Here is an 18632-nt window from a genome sequence, read left to right on the forward strand (position 1 = left end):
AACCGTAGGGGAGGGGGAAGTCCGCATTTTTGTTGGGTTTATTTCTTCCCCCCTCCCCTTAGGTTGTCCCTTTGCTTACTCGCTAACATATTTAAGCAAAATTAAAATTATATATAAGCCAAAAAAACAGACCGATATATTTCGATTTATGGGGCAGATCGTTTCTGCCGTTACCGAGCCGCCTGTCTGCCGCCCAAAAAAATTATAGAACGAGCGGCTGCAGGCTCAGCCTGCACCCACCCAAAATAACAAAGCCGCTCCCGATACATCAGCATCGGGAGCGGCTCTTATTCAATATTTTCTTAATTCTTTGAAGCTTTTATAGCCGCTTCAAGGCTTCTGAGACGAATTTTCACAGCGCCAAGATTGCTTATCTCGTCAATTTTGAGCTGAGTGTAGAACTTGCCCTTTGGCTCGAGAATGGAGCGAACCTCGTCGGTGGTAACAGCGTCAATGCCGCAGCCGAAGGACACAAGCTGTACAAGCTGCATATCGGGCTGAGTGGTAACATATTCCGCCGCACGATAAAGCCTCGAGTGATAAGTCCATTGATTGAGAACGTGAAGCACAGGAGTCTCCGCCAGGTGGCATACAGAGTCCTCGGTGACAACAGCCATTCCGAGAGAAGTGATAAGCTTATGTATGCCGTGATTTATCTCGGGGTCAACGTGGTAGGGTCTGCCGCTGAGAACGATTATGGGCATATTCTTCTTTCTCGCCTCTGCGATTATCTCAGCGCCCTTTGCAATAACAGCCTCGTGGTATTCCTTGAGCGACTCCATACCTATCTTCCAGGCTTCCTTAACGTCCTTCTTGTTAAGGTTATACTTTCCGAACACCTTGCATACCGTCTGAACGATGTGCTTCTCAAGGTTAACGTCCATATAGGGGTAAAGGAAATTGTCCTCGTTAAGCTCGGGGATATTTGCCTTTAAAAGCTCGGGATAATATGCCACAACAGGGCAGTTGTAGTTGTTGTCCGAATGTCCCTCGTCAATATTGTATGTCTCGCAGGGATAGAAGATAACGTCAACCTTTTTCTCAAGCAGGTCAACGATATGACCGTGAGCAAGCTTTGCGGGATAGCATACGGTGTCCGAGGGAATGGTGTGCTGACCCTTGAAATAAAGGTCTCTGGTACTCTCTGCGGAAAGCTGTGTCTTAAAGCCCAGCCTGTGGAAAAATGCAGTCCAGAAAGCAAGCTGATCGTAATAGCCGAGAACGAGAGGTATTCCTATGGTCGCAATAGGCTTTTCGGGAGCGCCCTTGTCTGCAAGGCTTCGGATAAGCTGATATTTGTACTCGTAAAGGCAGGGAGCCTCTTCCTTTCTGGTAATTCCCGCACCCTTTTCACAGCGGTTTCCGCTGATGAACTTGTGACCGTCGGAGAAGGTTATCATCGTGAGAGAGCATTTTGCCGTGCAGCCGCCGCAGTTCATCTGACGTGACTTGAAGGAGAACTCAGCAAGCTTTTCGGGAGAGATAAGGTCGGAGCCAAGCTTGTTTTCGGCAGCGGCAGTCTCCTTTGCGTAAAGAGCCGCACCGAATGCGCCCATAAGTCCCGCAATTGCAGGTCTTACCACATCTCTGCCGATTTCCTGCTCAAAGGCTCTGAGAACGGCGTCATTAAGGAATGTGCCGCCCTGAACAACGATATTCTTTCCAAGCTCATCTGCGGAATTTGCACGGATAACCTTGTAAATTGCGTTCTTGATGATAGACGAGGACAGACCTGCGGAAATATCCTCAACGGAAGCGCCGTCCTTCTGAGCCTGCTTTACCGAGCTGTTCATAAATACGGTGCAGCGTGAACCCAGGTCAACGGGGCGCTCCGCAAAAAGTCCCAGCCTTGCAAATTCGGCAATGTCATAGCCCATAGCCTGAGCAAAGGTCTGGATAAATGAGCCGCAGCCCGAGGAGCAGGCTTCGTTCAGCATAATGCTGTCGATTGCGTGATTTTTTATCTTGAAGCACTTGATGTCCTGACCGCCGATGTCGATGATGAAATCCACATCGGGACAGAAATAGGAAGCCGCCTTGTAATGAGCAACAGTCTCAACAAGACCGTAATCAACGCCCACGCCTGCCTTGATAAGGTCCTCGCCGTAGCCCGTTACCGCCGAGGCACGGATAGCTATCCTGTCACCGATAATGCGGTAAATTTCCTTCAGCTGAGCGGTTATTACATTAAGGGGCTGACCCTTGTTTGAAACATAGTGATGATAAAGGAGCTTTCCGTCGGGAGTGATAAGCACAAGCTTTGTGGTGGTGGAGCCTGCGTCAATGCCCAGATATGCCTCACCCTCGTAGGTGTTTATGTCCTCGGTGGGGAGATCGTGCCTGCTGTGACGGGCAACAAATTCGTCATACTGCGCCTGATTTTCAAAAAGCCTCCTGCCTGTGATGATGTCGTCATTCACCTTTGCGGCTCTCATTTTTTCAACTATCTCGGCGGCGGTGAATACCTCAGGCTCCGACTCGGCAGCATAAAGTGCGCTTCCGTATGCCATAAAGCATTGTGCATTCTCGGGGAATACAGCGTTCTCGGGGGAAAGCTCAAGGGTGTTCACAAAAGCCTTGCGAAGTCCCTTTATGAATGTGAGAGGACCGCCGAGGAAAAGCACCTTGCCCTTGATCTCTCTGCCCTGTGCAAGGCCCGAAACGGTCTGGTCAACTACCGACTGGAAAATAGAAGCGGCAATGTCCTCACGTCTTGCGCCCTGATTTAAAAGGGGCTGAATGTCCGACTTTGCGAAAACTCCGCAGCGTGAGGCAATGGGATAAAGCTTCTCAGCCTTTGAAGAAAGCTCGTCCATCTCGTCAACGGTAATGCCCAGAAGCGTTGCCATCTGGTCGATAAACGCACCCGTACCGCCTGCGCAGGAGCCGTTCATACGCTGCTCCGTGCCGCCTGTGAGGAAGATTATCTTAGCGTCCTCGCCGCCCAGCTCGATAACGCAGTCAGCGTCGGGGTAATCTTTTTTAACGGAAATAAATGCGCTGTGTACCTCCTGAACGAAGGGGAGAGCGGCAGCGTTTGCAAGTCCCAGACCTGCAGAGCCTGTTATGGCAAGATGAAACTCAGCGTCGGGAAATTCCCTGCCTATCTCCGCAACCTGCTCAGCGGCAGTTTCACGAACCTTTGAGAAGTGGCGCTGATATTTTGCGTGGATTATCTTTCCGTCCTCTAAAATGACAGTTTTTACTGTTGTCGAACCGATGTCCAGACCCAGCGAATATATTTTTGACATTAGATCTTTCCTTTCTGTAAAGCTATAATATTATATAAAATCCGAAGTCCGTTTATTTCATTTCAACAGCCGCTTTTATCTCTGCAGCGATCTCCTCGGGAGAACCCGTACCGTCCGCCCTTACCTGAGAATGGGCAATGTACAGAGGAACTCTCTCGTTATATATCTCCTCAAGAGACTCCTTTGTGTTCGCCATAACAATGGGGCGGTTCGTGTCCCCCGAAATGCGGTCGTAGCACATATCATAGGGAACATCAATGTATACCACCGTTCCGTACTCTGCGGCGGTCTCTGCGTTTATCTCTTTGAGCATCGCACCGCCTCCGCAGGCAATAATTCCCCCCGCCTTACCAAGCTCGGCAACAGCTTTCGTTTCCATTCGCCTGAAAGCGTCCTCGCCCTTTTCGGCAAATATCTGCGGTATGCTCATACCCGACTTTTTCTCTATGTATGCGTCCATATCCGTATACTCAAGGCTCATCATATCCGCAAGCACCCTGCCAACGGTAGTCTTTCCGCAGCCCATAAATCCGCATAAGTAAATCGTCATAGCCATTCTCCTTTATTTGTCATATCTCAATGCTCTCGCCGAAATCATCGGCGGAATATTCCTTTATCTTCTCAAAAAGCGCTTCCTCAAGGCAGGAGTAGAACATTGCAAACAGCACGTCCGCAAAGCCTAAGAGGAACATATTCTTGTTGGTTATCTCCGAAAGAGCGGGAACGCTCGTGTATATGTAGGTCTTGAACCAGTCGGCGTTGTAGGGGGGCAGCCTTTTGCCCTTCCGCACCAGATACTTTATCTCCATAAAGCTCTCGGTAACGGCGTCCTTGTAATTTTCCGCACCCTTTGCCATAACTGCGTTGTAGACCTTGTAAAGCTGATCGTCGGTCATAGGACCGCTTGCTCCCCTGAGATTTTTAAGCACAGGGATACGCACCGCCAGGCTGTACACCATAAGGGGCAGCACCTTTTCATATTCCTCACCCAGCATCTCGCCGCAGCTTTCCTCGTCAATGCGAAGTCCCAGAGCGGTAAGGGAGTCGGTGTCGGTAATGTTATTTAAGACTATCTTGAATGCGTCCTTTATGCTTACGGTGTAGAAGCTCTCCTCGGCAATGGAGTAGATGTATTTCACCGCATTGAAAAGGCACACGCCGCCCTTGACTATCTCATCGGCAAGCCCGTTCACAGCGGCGGCTTCGTTGATAAAATCCACTTCATCATCTCCTAAAAGGTCATTCCCTTGTTATCCTTTCCCAGTTTGGGAGAGTGATCTTTTTGCCGTTGACGGTAATGTCACCGTCTGCGGCGCTGTCTCCCGAGCTGTCACTCAGAAGCTCCTCAGACTTGTATTTTCCGTCCATCATCGCCTCGAGAACGGTGCTGTATTTCGGGGGATTAAAAGGCTTGAAGCTTCGTTCCTCGGGAGCAGCTTCCGTTCCTGCGGGAGATATGCCCGAGTCCTCCTTTTCCTCTGCTGCCTTCACAGCCTCGTCAAACATACTGCTAAGCTCATTGCCCTCGTTATCGCTGTGGGAAACAGGCACATTTTCGGGATAGGCAGGAGCGTCGTAAACCTCCTCCTTGTGCCTTCGGCTCTTTCTTGACTGCTTTTTCACCGCAGTCTCCCAGTAATCGAGAAATTCCTCCATCTGAGATATTTCCGCATTTCCCTCACGCAGGTCACGCTTCGTGTCGGACAGATAACCCGACCATTCCCTGAATTCCTTCTCGGTCATAAGCGTTCCTATCCGCTTGTAGAGCATATTGTAAACACGCTGACAGCGCTTTTCAAGCTCCTTGGGTATCTCGATAGGCTGAGGCGGCTTTTCATCGAAAATAACAGGCTTTGCAGGCTCACTCTGTGCCTCGGGAGCAGGCTCGGACTGTGAAACAGGCTCTGCCGCTTCTTCATTAACAATTTTCTCCGTCTCATTTTCCGAAGCAATATCCTCGGCAACGGGTTTCTCCTCCGCAGGCGCTTCTCCCCGCTTCATTGCCGCGATCCCCAGCTCCTCGTTTATCTGCTCGGTGCAGGTCATTCCGCTGGAATTTACCCTATGGCAGTAGGGAGACTTCTCATCAAGGTCACGTACAAAAAATCTTCCGCAGCGGGGGCATTTGGACATATATATCCCCTTTTGGGACATCAGGCTGAATTCCAGATCGATCATCGCCTTGAAGCTGTCGGGAACATAGACAGTATCGGGCAGCTCGGAAACGGCTTCAAGTGCAAAGCGCATATCATTTTCAGCAGGTCGGGGCATATCCTTCACATAGCTGAAAGCGTCAAGAGCGGTCTGGTCACGGTTGTGGTCATTTAAAGCCTTTTCTTCCCACATCTCTGCGTCACGGAGAACGTCCGACAGACGGCGGAAGATATTTTTGGACATTCTCCCCATCATAAACACCGAGTCGGGAAGTGAGGAGGGAGTGTACATTTTAACGGAAGGCAGCTTATCCATAGGGCAGCCCGTTTCATTTGCCGCAACGCTGAAAGCAAGGTCGAAATATTCCATTCGGGTGCGGTAATCCTCGGGACGGAGCATAACGTTTGAGTCGCATTCGTAGATGAATTTTATCTTTGAACGGGCGTATTCCTGCATACGGACGATATTTATCCATTGATTTATTCCTCTGCCCGTTTTATATTCGCTGACACGGTTGAAAATAGCCTTTTCGTACAGGCTCTTGGGAGATATGCACCTCGCCCACAGCTCCTCGAGACCTATTCCCTCCGAGTGGCATATGTAAGCGATAATGCAGTCGAGAACAACGGAAGAAAACTCCGTAGAAGCGCACGCCTCCACATAGGGGTGGCACTTTACAAGAGCGTTCATCGCCATATTTTCCATATTGTGTGATATCCTGCCTGTTTTTCTTGCGTTTCTGCCTGCCTCGATGCACTGCTCCCAGAAATATGTAAAATCGAACTCCACAAATCTGAGCAGGGCTTTTGAAAGCTCCAGCTTGTGAAAGCTTTTGCTGCCTGTAACGGCAAATACCGCTGTCTCCGTAATTTCTCACCTCTTTGCCTGCGCTCTCCGCAGGCGCATACTTTAATTTATTATATCACATTTTATAACGGATTTCAACGTTTTTCTATAAATTTTAATGTGTAAAAAGCTGCATAAAAAAAGCCGTTCAAAATGAACGGCTCGTGTGCTTTAAATTCATCAGATAATTCCGCAGACAATTATCACCGCAGCCATTAAAAAGACCGCCGTAAATTCAATTGCCGTAAATACCGAATGAAAAATGTTCCAAGCGTTATTCTTTCCCATAGCTGACTCCTCCTTAAAAGCGTGATTTTTGCTGCTTATTCATATTTTTATTATACCCCCGGATCTTGTAAAAGTCAAGTAAATAAGCCGCCTGTCCCCATTTTCTCCAATTCGCACAAGCGGCGGAGAAGTTTTAGTGCATTTCGTCAAAATTTACATATAGCAAGTTGAAAATCCGACAAAATATGATATAATTGTATAATACAAAAGTAACAAACTTTTCTGTGCAGGCATATAAAAGGAGGTTCGCAGGCTTGGAATATGAGATAATACGCAGCAGCCGAAAAACACTTGCCCTGACTATAGACAAAGACGGGAAGCTCATCGTCCGTGCGCCCTGCCGTTTTCCCGAAAGCAGGATAGAGGAGTTTATCAAAGAGAAGTCTGACTGGATAGAAAAGCACTCCGCCGCCGCTTCAAAGCGCTCGGAGCAGCGTAATGAACGTCTCTCCCTGCCGCCGAAAGAGCTGCCCCTTTGGGGAAAGCTATCTCCCGTAAGTCACAAAAAGCCCTACGGATACATTGACGGCGTGGTACATCTCCCCGAAAATATGTCCCTTGAAGCCCTGCTCCCATATCTTAGAAAGCTTTACGCCGCTATTGCAAAGGAGACTCTTATCCCCCGGACATACGCCGCCGCAGAGCGTATGGGCTTTGAAATAACCGCCGTCAGGATAAACTCCGCAAAGACACGCTGGGGCAGCTGCTCGGCGCAGAGATCCATAAACCTTTCCCGAATGCTCATAGCCGCCGACCCGAAGCTCATAGATTACGTCATCGTCCACGAGCTTTGCCACACCGTACATATGGATCACTCCCCCGCTTTCTGGAAGCTGGTGGAGAGATACATTCCCGACTTCAGGGAACGGCGTGAGGCGTTGAAGGACGTTCAGAAGGTGCTTTCGGAATACGGGCTTGATCAGTAACAACAGCATTGCCGACCCTTACAGGCGCTGACGGCAATGCTGTTTTTCTGCATTCCGCACCTTTAAAAATAATGCTAAACTGCATACCAACCTTAAATATATAGGTGATATAATTTATGTAGGCAAGCCGCAGAATTTGTATGATAATGCCAAAGCGTACAATGAAAGGGTCGGTTTATAGAGAACATATGATGAATAACGAATTTATTATCCCCCTGAAAATTCAGAATACCACCGTTCTAAAGATCACGGCGGAAAGCATAAGCTGCCGGGGAACAAGACCCTATCAGGAAGACAGCTTCGGCTTCTCCTCCGCCGAAAAAAAAGCTGTTGAAAAGTACGGCTTTTCGGCAGTTCTGGGCGACGGTATGGGCGGTTTGTCGGACGGTGCTCTTGCAAGCGGCAGCTTCGTTTCGTCAATGCTGGAAATGCACCGCTCCCGTGACAGGTCGCTCCCTGCCCATATTTTCCTTAAACAGGCGTTTCAGACCATAAACAGACAGTTCATCGCTTCGGGAGCAAAGGGCGGCACTACTGCTGCGGCGGTATTGTGCCTTGAAGCGGGTATATATTGGTGCAGCCTTGGCGACAGCCGTATATACCTGTTCAGAAACGGTATCCTGACAGCTCTCAGCGAGGATACGGACCATCTGAACAGTCTGCTCTGCGGTGTTATCAAGGGAAATATGACCGTAAAGCAGGCGTTTTCAGACCCGAAAAAGGACTCTCTGGAGCAGTACATAGGATATAGGGGGAATATTTCTCCCGACGGCAATATACGCCCTCTGATACCGCAGAAAAACGACAGGCTGCTCATATGCAGCGACGGAGTTTACAACGCTCTGAACGAGTGCAGGCTGTGCGAGGCTATGTCGTACCGGTGGGGTGAGACGGCGGAGAAGCTGGGTAAAATGGTGACTGCCGCAGGATTTACCAATCAGGATAATTTTACGGCGCTGATACTGAACTTCAGCTGACCCATAATTTTTCGGCAATATAAAGCTTATGAGACAAGGGTGGTCGCAGTAATGATTTTTGATACCGCAGAATACACCGCTCCGGGAGGTCACGAGGTAAACGAGGACAGCATTCTTCGCCTTGACAGCAAGGGGATATATGCCGTTGCCGACGGACTTGGCGGTCACACAAGCGGAGAAGTTGCCTCCGCCGCCGCAATTCGATATATAACCGAAAATTTCAGCGGCGTTTACGATGAAAAAAGCATATCGGAGCTTCTTGAGGGAGCTAACAGGTATGTAACGGAAAACGGCAGAGGAGGCAAAACCACTATCGCCGCCGCATTTGCCGACAAGGACGTATTCATACCCGTAAATGCGGGAGACAGCAGAGTGTATTATTTCAGAGACGGCAGGATAATTTTTATTTCAAAGGATCATTCGGTATGCCGTGCTTCTGTGGATATGGGAATGATACGCTTTGAGGACATACGTGGAAACGATGACCGAAGCCGTCTGCTGAAAGTGCTGGGCGGCAGAGAAAAGCTGGGCGCAAAATGTGCCGCCCCCATAAAAATGCAGAGCGGCGACGCATTTCTCATCTGCTCCGACGGCTTCTGGGAATATGTCCTTGAAGGGGAAATGGAAGCGGATCTTCTAAAGTCCGCAAGCCCTGAGAAGTGGCTTGAATATATGCTCAAGCGTCATATTCAAAGAGCCAGAAATTCGGGTGACAATTATTCCGCCGTGTGCGGCTTTATCCGCAGCGGCAGCGATGAGGATAAAGGCAGCGCTGCTCCGAAGAGATCTTTTCTTCTGCCCATAATATTGCTGCTTATAACGGCGGTTTTGGTTTTTGCGGCAGGCAGATTTCTTACCCACGGCAATGGACCTGAGGTCACACTTGGTGCCTCGGGCGAAACGGTCTCCATAACATCGGATATATAAAACAAGACCTTCTGCGGCAAATCTCCACAGAAGGTCTTTTGATCTTATACTAAAGATTAGTATTATATCAATGTTTCCATTCCCTTTTCGCCCAGCAGATCGTCGGCTTCACAGCGTGTCATAGAGCTTTTTATGGCAAACATTATGACCGAATCTCTCGGCACACGGGGGTAAAGCGCTCCGTGGTCGGAGATCTTTAAAAGTCTTTGCGTCTCGTCCACGTCAAGCCCCATTGCAAAGCAAAGTGCAAGGATAATATTTCGGGAAGGTCTTTTGTTTTTATATCCGCTGAACAGATCATATGCGTAGGTAGCCGTTATCCCGCTTGCGGCAATAACGTCCGCTTTTTTCAGCCCCTTTTCTTCCAGCAGGCGGCAAAGCTCGGCGGACAGGGATGCCTCATTCAGAAATTCACCGTTTTTTTCCAGATAATCGTCAATATTCTCAGTACGCATTATCTCGTTAGCAAGACGGTCGGTACATTTTTCGGACGCATCACGCAGCTTGTCTATGCTTATCCGTTTCATTGTCACCACTCCTTATTATAGTATGATAACATATAAAAAACGGGATTTCAAGCGCCTTTCCGATATTTCGGCAAAACGGAGAAAATGGAAAATTCAGCTGTCAGCTGTAGACTTTTGACGTTATTTATGCATATCATTTCCGGACCATATCCGAAAAGGCAAGGGGCAGCACATTCGCCGCTCCTTGCCTTATTTTGCCTTTGGTCAAAACAGAGAAAATGAAAATTTCAGCTGTCAGCTGTAGACTTTTTCTGCAATTTATGCTTAGGCTCAGAAGCCTGCAGTCATATTCAGAGCCTTTTCCATCTCCGCCTTATCCGAAGCATATTCCATAGCAGTCTCATAGGAAATAACATTTCTCTTGTAAAGTCTTACAAGATGATCCTGGAAAGTGCACATTCCCTGACGTGCGCCTGCCTGCATAACAGATTCCATCTGAGGTATCTTATTTGCTCTTATCTGGCTCTTTACTGCGTCTGTTCCGATAAGTATCTCAAGAGCGGCAACACGTCCTGTGCCGTCGGCGGTGGGGATAAGGGTCTGGGAAACTACGCCCTGGAACATATTTGCAAGCTGGGATCTTACCTGATCGTGGGCGTGGGGAGGGCAGGCGTCAATGATACGGTCAATGGTCTGAGCGGCGCCCGAGGTGTGGAGTGTGGCAAGGACAAGATGTCCTGTTTCTGCAGCGGTCATTGCAAGGGAAATGGTCTCATAGTCTCTCATCTCTCCAACGAGGATAACGTCGGGATCCTCTCTGAGGGCGCTTCTGAGGGCGTCGCTGAAAGAAGCCACGTCACGTCCTATCTCACGCTGATGAATGGTAGCCTTGTCCTGAACATATCTGTACTCCACAGGGTCCTCGATGGTTATGATATGGCAGGCACGGTGCTTGTTTATGTAATCCACCATTGCGGAAAGTGTGGTGGATTTACCCGAGCCTGTAGGACCTGTAACAAGGATAAGTCCACGCTTTTTCTCTGCAAGCTCTGTGAGAACGGAGGGCATTTTAAGCTCCTCGAGGGAGGGGATATTATCGTTTAAAAGTCTTATAGCGCAGGCAAGTCTGCCGCTCTGTCTGAATACGTTGACTCTCTGTCTTGCGCCGTTTTCAAGCTCAAAGCTGAAATCAATGTCATTGCCCTGGGTGAGAAGCTGCTCCTGCTCGGCGTTCAGAATGGAAAGAATGGTGCGGTTTACGACCACATCGGAAAGCTCCTTGAATTTTCTCAGCTCGCCGTTTATGCGGACAACGGTGGGAGCGCCTACTGTAAGATGGATATCGGAAGCGCCCATTTCTCTGGCTTCCAGAATAAATTCTTCAAAGGTCATATTATAATCATTCCTTTCTTACTTTATCTTAAACTGTATTCCGCTGGCGGACAGATAGACCTCGTTTGACATATTTGCGATGCGCTGATTAACGTTTCCGAGTATCTCTCTGAAAACAGCCTGCTCCTTATTTTCGGGGGTAACGGAGAAGCCTGTTTCAAGGGTAACGGTTATCATAGTGCCGTCGATGACCATTATTTTGTCGTACATATACGAAACATCGGCGATTATCTTTTTCTCCACAGCCTTCTTGGTCTCCTCGTCCATAGAGGCTATGTCCGAGCACATATCCTTCATTACCTGAGACGCATATGCGGCAAGGTTGTCGAAGATAACGAATTTGTGGTCGGTTATAAGCTCGGCAGGTGCGGACTTTGCTCCCGTTTTAATGTCCCACTCAACGAAGTTGTGCTTGTTGCCGTATTCGATACGTCCCATAGTATCGTTATCCACCTTGTCGGCAACCGAGAGATAGAGCACGTAATCGCAGGCTGCAAGATAAGACACGGCCCATCTTGATTTGCCGCTTGCCGCTCCTCCCGTTACGAGAATTGTTTTTGACATTGACAGATCATTCCTTTCCTTTTCCCTGTTGAAATCGTTTTTTAAGTCTGATAAAACCAATGGGGATAAGAAAATTTATCCTATCCCCATTGAAGCGCTGCTGTACGAAGATATTTACTCTTTAACAGAAAAAGCAAATATTGTTTAAAAATATTATACCTTAATTTTTGAAAGATGTCAAGAGATTTTTATTCCAAAACTACATACCGTTTTATCTGTTCGTAATATCTGCTCTGCTCCTCTTCAAAAAAACGGAGCAGACTTGCGGTATCGCCGCTTACCTGTGCCCTGTGCAGGGCGTGATAGTATCTCAGCTTATCATCATCGGAGATTATAACGGGAATTATATTGCTGTCAAGGCATTGCTTTAAAATTATGGCACGTCCCGTTCTGCCGTTTCCGTCCTGAAAGGGGTGTATGCGCTCATATTCGGCGTGAAACTCTGCAATATCAGAAAGACTGCGGCTGCCGCTGTTGTATTTTTTTATCAGCTCGCTTATTCTTTCGGGAATATTTTCGGGAAGCTCCGTTTCAATGTCCGAGACGTGATTTGCCCTGTTTTTAAATTCGCCCACAGGATAGCCGTTTGCATAATCCTCAAACACCCCTGCTTTAAGCTGATAATGAAATGTTTTTATCATTTCGACAGACAAGGGCTTGTCAAGGCTTTTGATGACTTCGTTGAACATTTTGAAATGCCCAGTCATCTCCTCAACGTCCTTTGCTCTGAAAACAAAACCCTCCTCGGAAATCATCGTTCCCGTATCGAAAAGGGAAGCTGTCTGCTCGCTTGTCAGGGTGCTGCCCTCAATTTTGTTGGAGTTATACGCCATACTTTTCTGTGTGAAAGCATAAACGCCTTTTCTGTCGCCTCTGCGGAACTCGTCTGTAAGCTGTTTTTTCAGCTGCTTCACAAAGCCTTCCATAAGCACTCCCCTTTCCTGTGCAGAGCATTACCGCTGCGGCGGCAATGCTATCAGAAACTTTATCTTCTTTCCCTCGCTCGCAAACATTCTCTCGTGCTCGGTGATAAGATTGTCGGGGAGATTTTCGGCGTGCAGGTCTCTTGTGATATAGGTTATCTCCCAGCCGCATTCCTTGAAATATTCCACCGAGTCCTCAAAAAGCTCGTCATCGTCGGTCTTGAAGCGAAGCTCGCCGCCCTGCTTTAAGATGTTCTTGTACTGCTCAAGCTGTCTCGGGTGGGTAAGGCGGCGCTTGTTGTGCTTGCCTCTGTTCCAGGGGTTGCAGAAATTTATGTAAATGCGGTCAACGGTGTCATTTTCCGCAAAGAGCTGCGAGATGTTCACGATGTTCATTCTCAGGAGCATTATATTGTCGTGGGTGCGCTCAACTGCGCCGAACATATTCTCCACCGTTCTCCTGCCCACCGCAAGCATATCTGCCTTGATGTCGGCGGCAATAATGTTTATGTCGGGGTACTTGAGAGCGTGCTGAGCCGCAAAAACGCCCTTTCCGCAGCCAAGCTCAAGGTACAGCGGGCGGGAATTATCGGAAAATGCCTCGTGCCATTTTCCCTTCATTTCCTCGGCGTTGTCTATGTAATAGGGACAAGCCTCCAGCTCGGGACGTGCCCACTTTTTTCTTCTTATTCTCATTTATTTTTTCCTTTCATTTCTTTGATATTCTTGCCTTTGCGCTTATCTCCGAAACATCAACGGCGACGACGCTGACACCCTCAAGGTCATTGTCCTCAAAGGTAAAATCCTTGCCCGTCTGAGCCTTCATCAGCAGGGACAGAGCGTGCTTCTTTTCGGAATTATCGGTTATCACACGTGCCGTTCCCAAAGCCATAACGCTTTTGTAATCACAGCTGTAGCCGCAGGCTTTTTCGGCAGGGGTGAGTGTCCCACCGTTGTCAATTTCCGCAAACACATTGGGATTTTGCCCTATGATATCAAGCCGCTTGCCCTCGGGCGCACAATGGAAATAGAAAACAAAGCCCCTTTCCGTAAGCTCGTATCCGAAATTAAGCGGGGTCACATAAGGTATATTGTCAAGGCACATTCCGAGCCGCATCACCTTGCATTCCCCGAGTATCTCCATAATTTTATTTATATCTGTTATTTCACGGTCTTTTCTTCTCATCATCTTACCCTCAGCTCCCAGAAAGCAACTGCCCCCGCAGCGGCAACATTAAGTGAGTCAACGCCGTGGGACATAGGTATTTTTACGGTATAATCACAGCTTGCGATAGTTTCCTTTGCAAGCCCGTCTCCCTCTGCTCCAAGCACTATGGCAAGCCGCTCCTCCGATTTTAATACGGGGTCGTCAATGCTTACGGAGTTGTCGCTAAGAGCCATTGCGGCAGTCTTAAATCCCATTGCACGGAGCCTGTCCGTTCCGCCCTCACTCCAGTCGGAAGGCACGTTTCCTATCCTCGTCCAGGGCACCTGCAGAATGGTTCCCATACTCACTCTTACCGCCCTTCTGCAAAGGGGGTCGCAGCAGGAGGGGGTCACAAGAACAGCGTCCATATCAAGCGCCGCCGCCGAACGGAATATTGCTCCGATATTGGTGGAGTCCATTATGTTTTCAAGCACGGCGATCCGCCTTGCGTTTTTGCATATTTCCTCGGGCTGTGGAAGAACGGGTCGTTTCATAGCACAGAGGACTCCCCTTGTAAGCTCAAAGCCTGCAAGACTCGCCAGAACGCTTCTTTCGGCGGTGTATACGGGGATATCGCCGCAGCGCTCGATTATCTCCCTGCCCTGCCCCTCTATGTGCTTGGGCTCCATAAGCAGGGAAACAGGCTCATAGCCCTCGTTCAGGGCAAGGTCTATTACCTTGGGGCTTTCGGCTATGAAAATGCCCTTTTCGGGCTCAAGGCGGTTTCTGAGCTGCGCTTCGGTGAGCTTTGAGAAAACGCTTACTCCCTCCTCGGACAGGTCGGTTATGTGTATGATATTCGGCATTGAAAAAATCTCCTCACGGACAGTATATCTGCTTGATATTATACCATATTAACAATAAAATTGCAAAATATTTTATGCTAATATTTTCAAAACCTGTTGAAATGCACAAATAAATATGTTATAATTATTTCATATATATGACTATTGATGTTTGCATAGCTTTTCTCGGGCTGTGCATCGTCTGAAAGGATCTTTGAAAGTATGAGTTATAAAAACGAATTCATTAAATTTATGGCAGACTGCGGAGTGCTCACCTTCGGTGATTTCACTCTCAAGAGCGGCAGAAAGGCTCCCTATTTCATCAATACGGGAAACTACAACACCGGCGCTCAGCTTGCCCGTCTTGGCGGCTTCTACGCAGACTGCATAAAGGAAAACGGCATTGAGGCAGAGTGCCTTTTCGGTCCCGCATACAAGGGAATTCCCCTTGCTTCCTGTGCGGCTATGGCGCTGTCTCAGAAATATAATATGGACGTAGGCTTCTGCTTTGACCGCAAGGAGGCAAAGGATCACGGCGAGGGCGGTCTTTTCGTAGGCAGACAGCCGAAGAAAGGCGAAAAGGTAGTTATCATCGAGGACGTTATGACCTCCGGCAAGGCTTTAAAGGAAGTTTATCCCAAGCTCAAGGACGCCGCAGATGTTGACATCACCGCTATGGTCATTACCGTTGACAGAATGGAAAAGGCTCTTGACACCGACCTTTCCGCTGTACAGCAGGCATACAAGGACTACGGCATAAAGGTTTATTCCATCGTTAATATAGGCGACATCATCTCCGCCATTGAAGAGGGCGTTATCGAGGGAAAGGAATACCTTGAGAAGATGAAGGAATACCGCAGGACTTACGGAGTATCCGAATAATGCTTCTCTCCCTGCCGAAAACGGGGAGACATAAGAAGTTACCATAATCTATTATGAAAGGACTGTCTTACCAATGAGCGTACGTTTAGACCTTACCACCATCGCACCCGAACTTATGGACGCAGTTATCTATATGGATAACTCCCCTGCCTATGCCGCATTCAAGGAGGAGATAGAGGCTATCCTTGCGGATTTCAACGCTACGGGACACCTTTCCTCAAGCTGGAAGGTGGACGAAAAGGAGCTTACCGCAAAATCCGAGGACACTCTCAAAAATATGCACCGTGCATATCTTATCTGGTCCTACAGCGAAGAGAAGAAGAACGGCGCAGACCCCGACTGCTGCTGCCATACAATGGGCAAGCTTTTCTTCAAGTCCCACGCCGAAGCTATAAAGGCTGTAAACGGCGGAGAGGAGACTGTTGCCCCCAAGAATGCTATTAACGTGATAGAGGGCTTCAAGGCTCAGATAAACGCCGACCCCGCTCTCTTTGAAAGCGTAAAGGATTTCTTTAAGAAATACGTTTACGGATATTTCTTCAACTTCCTTTCCGAGGCAAAGATAATGAAGAAATATGCTGAGATGCTGGCATATCTGGGTGTAATGTCCAACAAGATACCCACAACCGTTTCCGAGCAGCAGAAGATCCTGCCCAAAATGGCTATACTCCTTACAAATGACCGCTTCAAATATTTAAACGGCTTTGTTCCCAAGGACCTTATGCTTGATATCATTTTTGACAGGATAGAGTTTGCCACCCTTTCCGAAAGGGAAACTGCTCTTGTTAAAGAGAGGATAGTTACCTTCATCACAAAGAAGTACAGGACCGACAAGGAGGACGATGTTGAGCTTCTGAGCGACGACGTTACCGCTTCCTTTGCTTCTGATTATTTTGCTAAGTACATAAACGTTCCCGAATTCTGTGAGGGACTTTACCGCAAGTGTGCAAGCGGCGTGAGAACATTCCTTGACTGCGACCGTGACGATACGGGCGATTACAGCGCCGCAAAGCTCACCGAGCTTACAAGCGCAAAGTGCAACACCGACTACAACAGCTTCTACACCACCGAAAAAGCGCCCTGCAACGACACCTCTCTGGGCGGAACAGAGCTTTGTTGGAAATATCCCATCATCTTCAAGGACGCTTCCGATTACTTCTTTGCCCCCGTTTACGAGGAGCTTATCTATCCCGTGCTTGACAAGGATATCTATAACGTAGTTCCCGAGGGAGAGATACCCTACGGCATTTTCCCCTTTGCGGACGAGGCTTTCAGAACCAATGCCATACGCACCGCCGCAGGCATTTCCGACACCTCCCTTTCCGTCAGAAAGGACAGACTTGCTGTTCTCGAGCAGCTTAAACGCCTCAGCAGCGACAGCTCCACCTCTCCGAGAGACAGAAAAATGCTTATGCTCGAGCAGACACTCTGCCTGGTTTCCGGAAACTGCAGCGAGGCTAAGTACAAGGCTCTCATTACCGAAAATGTTTTCGGCACCGACCTTTACGAGGAATATATCCGCTATAGAATGGACCTTCTCGTTGGCAGCGCTCTTACCAGCCTTGAGGCTAAGAAGGTCCTGCTTGACGAGGTCAATAAGATAGGCTGAGATTGTGCTTGACATATGCGAGAGTTCGGTGTATAATATAGGTGAACGATGTTTGATTGCTCATCTGTCGTGAGTGCTTCGCAGCTTGTTTTAAATGCGAGATTTGTTATCGTAAGCGCTTCGCAGCTTGTTTAATTGCGAGATTTGTTATCGTAAGTGCTTCGCAGCTTGTTTAATTGCGAGATAAAAGCAATCTATGAGCGGGACGGCTGTATTTGTGCAGCTGCCCCGCTTATTTTTTACTTGGAGATAAGTTAATGGAGCTTAATTTTTATAATGTTGATACGGATTATATAGATTATCTGAAAAAATACGAAGAAAAATACCGAGGATTTACAAGAGTACCAAATGTAAATTATCACAGCGGGAATAATAAATTCTTTTACGGCGCAGTTTTAACCGTAAATGACATTGATTATTTTGTGCCTGTTTCTTCCAACACAAAAGTCAAGCAGGACGATATTCTTATAGTTGTAAAAGACAAGAAAAATCCTAATTATGGAACTCTTAGATTTGCATATATGCTGCCTATCCCGAAAAACTGTATCCATCTTCTGATACGAGATGATCTTAACGACCAATTTCGTGCTGAACGTATCAGAAAAGAGCTGGCGTTCTGCCGCAAGAACAGAAACAAGATACTCAGGCAGGCAAAGCGAACATATGACAGAATAGTTGGAAATGTCAGCGAAGCACTGTGTCATAACTCCTGCGATTTCAAGCTTCTTGAAAAAGCGTATAGCGAATATCTTAACGAACACAGCAAATCAGAGCAATGTTTATCGGAGGTAACCTGATACAGACAAAAATCAGGCTGAGATTTTGCTTGACATTTGTGAGCGTTTTGCTGCTCTCATCAAAAATGCGCTAAAAAGCAATAAGTAATGGGGATAGGCTGCGAGCTTATCCCCATTTTTTCTTATTCATTTCAGCATCTTCCGAAGGTTACTTTTCATAAGCTCCCCCGTTTTTATTCCCCTTTAAGAAACTTTATTACCTCCGCCGCATTTGTATCGGGCTTTACCTTGGGCATAGCCTTGATGATAACGCCCTTTTCGTCAATGATGTAGCAGGTGCGGACAACGCCCATACTTACCTTGCCATAATTTTTCTTTTCCTGCCATACATCGTATGCCTTAATTGCTTCAAGCTCCGGGTCGGAGAGAAGTATAAAGGGCAGGGAGTATTTTTCCGCAAATTTAACGTGGGAGGCTGTGCTGTCCTTGCTTATGCCCACCATCTCTGCGCCCAGAGACTTGATTTCCTCATAAGCCCCGCCGAATGCCGCCGCCTGCCTTGAACAGCCGGGAGTGTTGTCCTTGGGGTAAAAATACAGCACAAGCTTCTTTCCCTTGAAATCTTCGAGGGTGTATTCCTTTCCGTCCTTGTCCTGTAATCTGAATTCGGGAGCTTTTACATTTTCTGTAAGCATTT

At 47.9% G+C, this 18632-nt stretch carries 19 protein-coding genes; 7 read left to right on the forward strand and 12 right to left on the reverse strand.

The features are described from left to right. Positions 1-208: hypothetical protein (locus tag ACR0QN_RS09585; RefSeq protein WP_432650990.1), on the forward strand; the 208-nt coding region annotated here is incomplete at its 5' end. A 94-nt stretch (positions 209-302) separates the two neighbouring features. On the opposite strand, the gene ACR0QN_RS09590 is transcribed toward ACR0QN_RS09585, so the two are convergent. The 4 genes from ACR0QN_RS09590 to ACR0QN_RS09605 are packed head-to-tail and all read right to left on the reverse strand — an operon-like array spanning position 303 to position 6194. Beyond that, entirely contained in the window at positions 303-3251 is a 2949-nt protein-coding gene (locus ACR0QN_RS09590; protein WP_432650991.1) for an acyl-CoA dehydratase activase, read from the reverse strand. Between the two features lie 52 nt (positions 3252-3303). Continuing rightward, positions 3304-3801: a shikimate kinase gene (locus tag ACR0QN_RS09595; protein ID WP_432650992.1), complete on the reverse strand. Its 498-nt coding sequence runs from the start codon at positions 3799-3801 to the stop codon at positions 3304-3306. A gap of 19 nt (positions 3802-3820) precedes the next feature. After that, positions 3821-4471 carry a hypothetical protein gene (locus ACR0QN_RS09600; RefSeq protein ID WP_432650993.1) on the reverse strand — a complete coding sequence of 217 codons (651 nt, stop codon included), beginning with the start codon at positions 4469-4471 and terminating at the stop codon, positions 3821-3823. A gap of 19 nt (positions 4472-4490) precedes the next feature. Continuing rightward, complete coding sequence (locus ACR0QN_RS09605) at positions 4491-6194, reverse strand: hypothetical protein (RefSeq protein ID WP_432650994.1); 1704 nt, start codon at positions 6192-6194, stop codon at positions 4491-4493. Positions 6195-6793: 599 nt separating this feature from the next. Here ACR0QN_RS09605 and ACR0QN_RS09610 point away from each other — a divergent pair. From ACR0QN_RS09610 to ACR0QN_RS09620, 3 genes are all read left to right on the forward strand, one after another. Then, entirely contained in the window at positions 6794-7465 is a 672-nt protein-coding gene (locus tag ACR0QN_RS09610) for a M48 family metallopeptidase (protein ID WP_432650995.1), read from the forward strand. A 188-nt stretch (positions 7466-7653) separates the two neighbouring features. Continuing rightward, positions 7654-8442, forward strand: a complete 789-nt coding sequence (locus tag ACR0QN_RS09615; RefSeq protein ID WP_432650996.1) for a PP2C family protein-serine/threonine phosphatase — start codon at positions 7654-7656, stop codon at positions 8440-8442. A gap of 51 nt (positions 8443-8493) precedes the next feature. After that, on the forward strand, positions 8494-9369 hold the full coding sequence (locus tag ACR0QN_RS09620; RefSeq protein WP_432650997.1) for a PP2C family protein-serine/threonine phosphatase: 876 nt from the start codon (positions 8494-8496) through the stop codon (positions 9367-9369). A 62-nt stretch (positions 9370-9431) separates the two neighbouring features. Here ACR0QN_RS09620 and ACR0QN_RS09625 read toward each other — a convergent pair whose 3' ends face one another. From ACR0QN_RS09625 to ACR0QN_RS09655, 7 genes are all read right to left on the reverse strand, one after another. Next, entirely contained in the window at positions 9432-9896 is a 465-nt protein-coding gene (locus ACR0QN_RS09625; RefSeq protein WP_432650998.1) for a helix-turn-helix domain-containing protein, read from the reverse strand. Positions 9897-10166: 270 nt separating this feature from the next. Then, positions 10167-11228 carry a type IV pilus twitching motility protein PilT gene (locus tag ACR0QN_RS09630; protein WP_432650999.1) on the reverse strand — a complete coding sequence of 354 codons (1062 nt, stop codon included), beginning with the start codon at positions 11226-11228 and terminating at the stop codon, positions 10167-10169. Positions 11229-11246: 18 nt separating this feature from the next. Further along, complete coding sequence (locus tag ACR0QN_RS09635) at positions 11247-11792, reverse strand: bifunctional adenosylcobinamide kinase/adenosylcobinamide-phosphate guanylyltransferase (RefSeq protein WP_432651000.1); 546 nt, start codon at positions 11790-11792, stop codon at positions 11247-11249. Positions 11793-11980: 188 nt separating this feature from the next. Beyond that, on the reverse strand, positions 11981-12718 hold the full coding sequence (locus ACR0QN_RS09640; RefSeq protein WP_432651001.1) for a Fic family protein: 738 nt from the start codon (positions 12716-12718) through the stop codon (positions 11981-11983). Between the two features lie 27 nt (positions 12719-12745). Continuing rightward, positions 12746-13411 carry a tRNA (guanosine(46)-N7)-methyltransferase TrmB gene (trmB, locus tag ACR0QN_RS09645; RefSeq protein ID WP_432651002.1) on the reverse strand — a complete coding sequence of 222 codons (666 nt, stop codon included), beginning with the start codon at positions 13409-13411 and terminating at the stop codon, positions 12746-12748. A 13-nt stretch (positions 13412-13424) separates the two neighbouring features. Further along, positions 13425-13904 (reverse strand): pyridoxamine 5'-phosphate oxidase family protein, encoded by a 480-nt coding sequence (locus ACR0QN_RS09650; protein ID WP_432651003.1) that lies wholly within the window; start codon positions 13902-13904, stop codon positions 13425-13427. After that, on the reverse strand, positions 13901-14728 hold the full coding sequence (locus ACR0QN_RS09655; protein WP_432651004.1) for a TrmH family RNA methyltransferase: 828 nt from the start codon (positions 14726-14728) through the stop codon (positions 13901-13903). The genes ACR0QN_RS09650 and ACR0QN_RS09655 overlap by 4 nt, the downstream gene beginning before the upstream one ends. Positions 14729-14929: 201 nt before the next feature. On the opposite strand from ACR0QN_RS09655, the gene pyrE reads away from it, so the two are divergent. The 3 genes from pyrE to ACR0QN_RS09670 all read left to right on the forward strand — a co-directional run bounded on the left by pyrE (position 14930) and on the right by ACR0QN_RS09670 (position 17995). Next, a complete protein-coding gene (pyrE, locus tag ACR0QN_RS09660) occupies positions 14930-15589 on the forward strand; it encodes an orotate phosphoribosyltransferase (RefSeq protein ID WP_432651005.1) in 660 nt (219 codons plus the stop codon). 73 nt (positions 15590-15662) lie between these two features. Then, the gene (locus tag ACR0QN_RS09665) at positions 15663-17198 is read left to right on the forward strand and encodes a hypothetical protein (protein WP_432651006.1); all 1536 of its coding nucleotides are present in this window, start codon (positions 15663-15665) and stop codon (positions 17196-17198) included. A gap of 257 nt (positions 17199-17455) precedes the next feature. Continuing rightward, positions 17456-17995, forward strand: a complete 540-nt coding sequence (locus tag ACR0QN_RS09670; RefSeq protein ID WP_432651007.1) for a type III toxin-antitoxin system ToxN/AbiQ family toxin — start codon at positions 17456-17458, stop codon at positions 17993-17995. A 173-nt stretch (positions 17996-18168) separates the two neighbouring features. On the opposite strand, the gene ACR0QN_RS09675 is transcribed toward ACR0QN_RS09670, so the two are convergent. Then, positions 18169-18630, reverse strand: coding sequence for a peroxiredoxin (locus tag ACR0QN_RS09675; protein WP_432651008.1), 462 nt, complete (start codon positions 18628-18630; stop codon positions 18169-18171). Positions 18631-18632: the final 2 nt, after the last annotated feature.

It is taken from the genome of Huintestinicola sp. (assembly GCF_050874005.1).
Lineage (GTDB): Bacteria > Bacillota > Clostridia > Oscillospirales > Ruminococcaceae > Huintestinicola.

What these genes read in the sequence shown, in the direction of transcription:
- ACR0QN_RS09655 (WP_432651004.1), bottom strand. Translation starts at nt 14,728, where the DNA reads ATGCCGAATATCATACACATAACCGACCTGTCCGAGGAGGGAGTAAGC.
- ACR0QN_RS09620 (WP_432650997.1), top strand. Translation starts at nt 8,494, where the DNA reads ATGATTTTTGATACCGCAGAATACACCGCTCCGGGAGGTCACGAGGTA.
- ACR0QN_RS09590 (WP_432650991.1), bottom strand. Translation starts at nt 3,251, where the DNA reads ATGTCAAAAATATATTCGCTGGGTCTGGACATCGGTTCGACAACAGTA.
- ACR0QN_RS09635 (WP_432651000.1), bottom strand. Translation starts at nt 11,792, where the DNA reads ATGTCAAAAACAATTCTCGTAACGGGAGGAGCGGCAAGCGGCAAATCA.
- ACR0QN_RS09670 (WP_432651007.1), top strand. Translation starts at nt 17,456, where the DNA reads ATGGAGCTTAATTTTTATAATGTTGATACGGATTATATAGATTATCTG.
- ACR0QN_RS09595 (WP_432650992.1), bottom strand. Translation starts at nt 3,801, where the DNA reads ATGACGATTTACTTATGCGGATTTATGGGCTGCGGAAAGACTACCGTT.
- ACR0QN_RS09630 (WP_432650999.1), bottom strand. Translation starts at nt 11,228, where the DNA reads ATGACCTTTGAAGAATTTATTCTGGAAGCCAGAGAAATGGGCGCTTCC.
- trmB (WP_432651002.1), bottom strand. Translation starts at nt 13,411, where the DNA reads ATGAGAATAAGAAGAAAAAAGTGGGCACGTCCCGAGCTGGAGGCTTGT.
- ACR0QN_RS09625 (WP_432650998.1), bottom strand. Translation starts at nt 9,896, where the DNA reads ATGAAACGGATAAGCATAGACAAGCTGCGTGATGCGTCCGAAAAATGT.
- ACR0QN_RS09665 (WP_432651006.1), top strand. Translation starts at nt 15,663, where the DNA reads ATGAGCGTACGTTTAGACCTTACCACCATCGCACCCGAACTTATGGAC.
- ACR0QN_RS09675 (WP_432651008.1), bottom strand. Translation starts at nt 18,630, where the DNA reads ATGCTTACAGAAAATGTAAAAGCTCCCGAATTCAGATTACAGGACAAG.
- ACR0QN_RS09615 (WP_432650996.1), top strand. Translation starts at nt 7,654, where the DNA reads ATGATGAATAACGAATTTATTATCCCCCTGAAAATTCAGAATACCACC.
- ACR0QN_RS09650 (WP_432651003.1), bottom strand. Translation starts at nt 13,904, where the DNA reads ATGATGAGAAGAAAAGACCGTGAAATAACAGATATAAATAAAATTATG.
- ACR0QN_RS09640 (WP_432651001.1), bottom strand. Translation starts at nt 12,718, where the DNA reads ATGGAAGGCTTTGTGAAGCAGCTGAAAAAACAGCTTACAGACGAGTTC.
- pyrE (WP_432651005.1), top strand. Translation starts at nt 14,930, where the DNA reads ATGAGTTATAAAAACGAATTCATTAAATTTATGGCAGACTGCGGAGTG.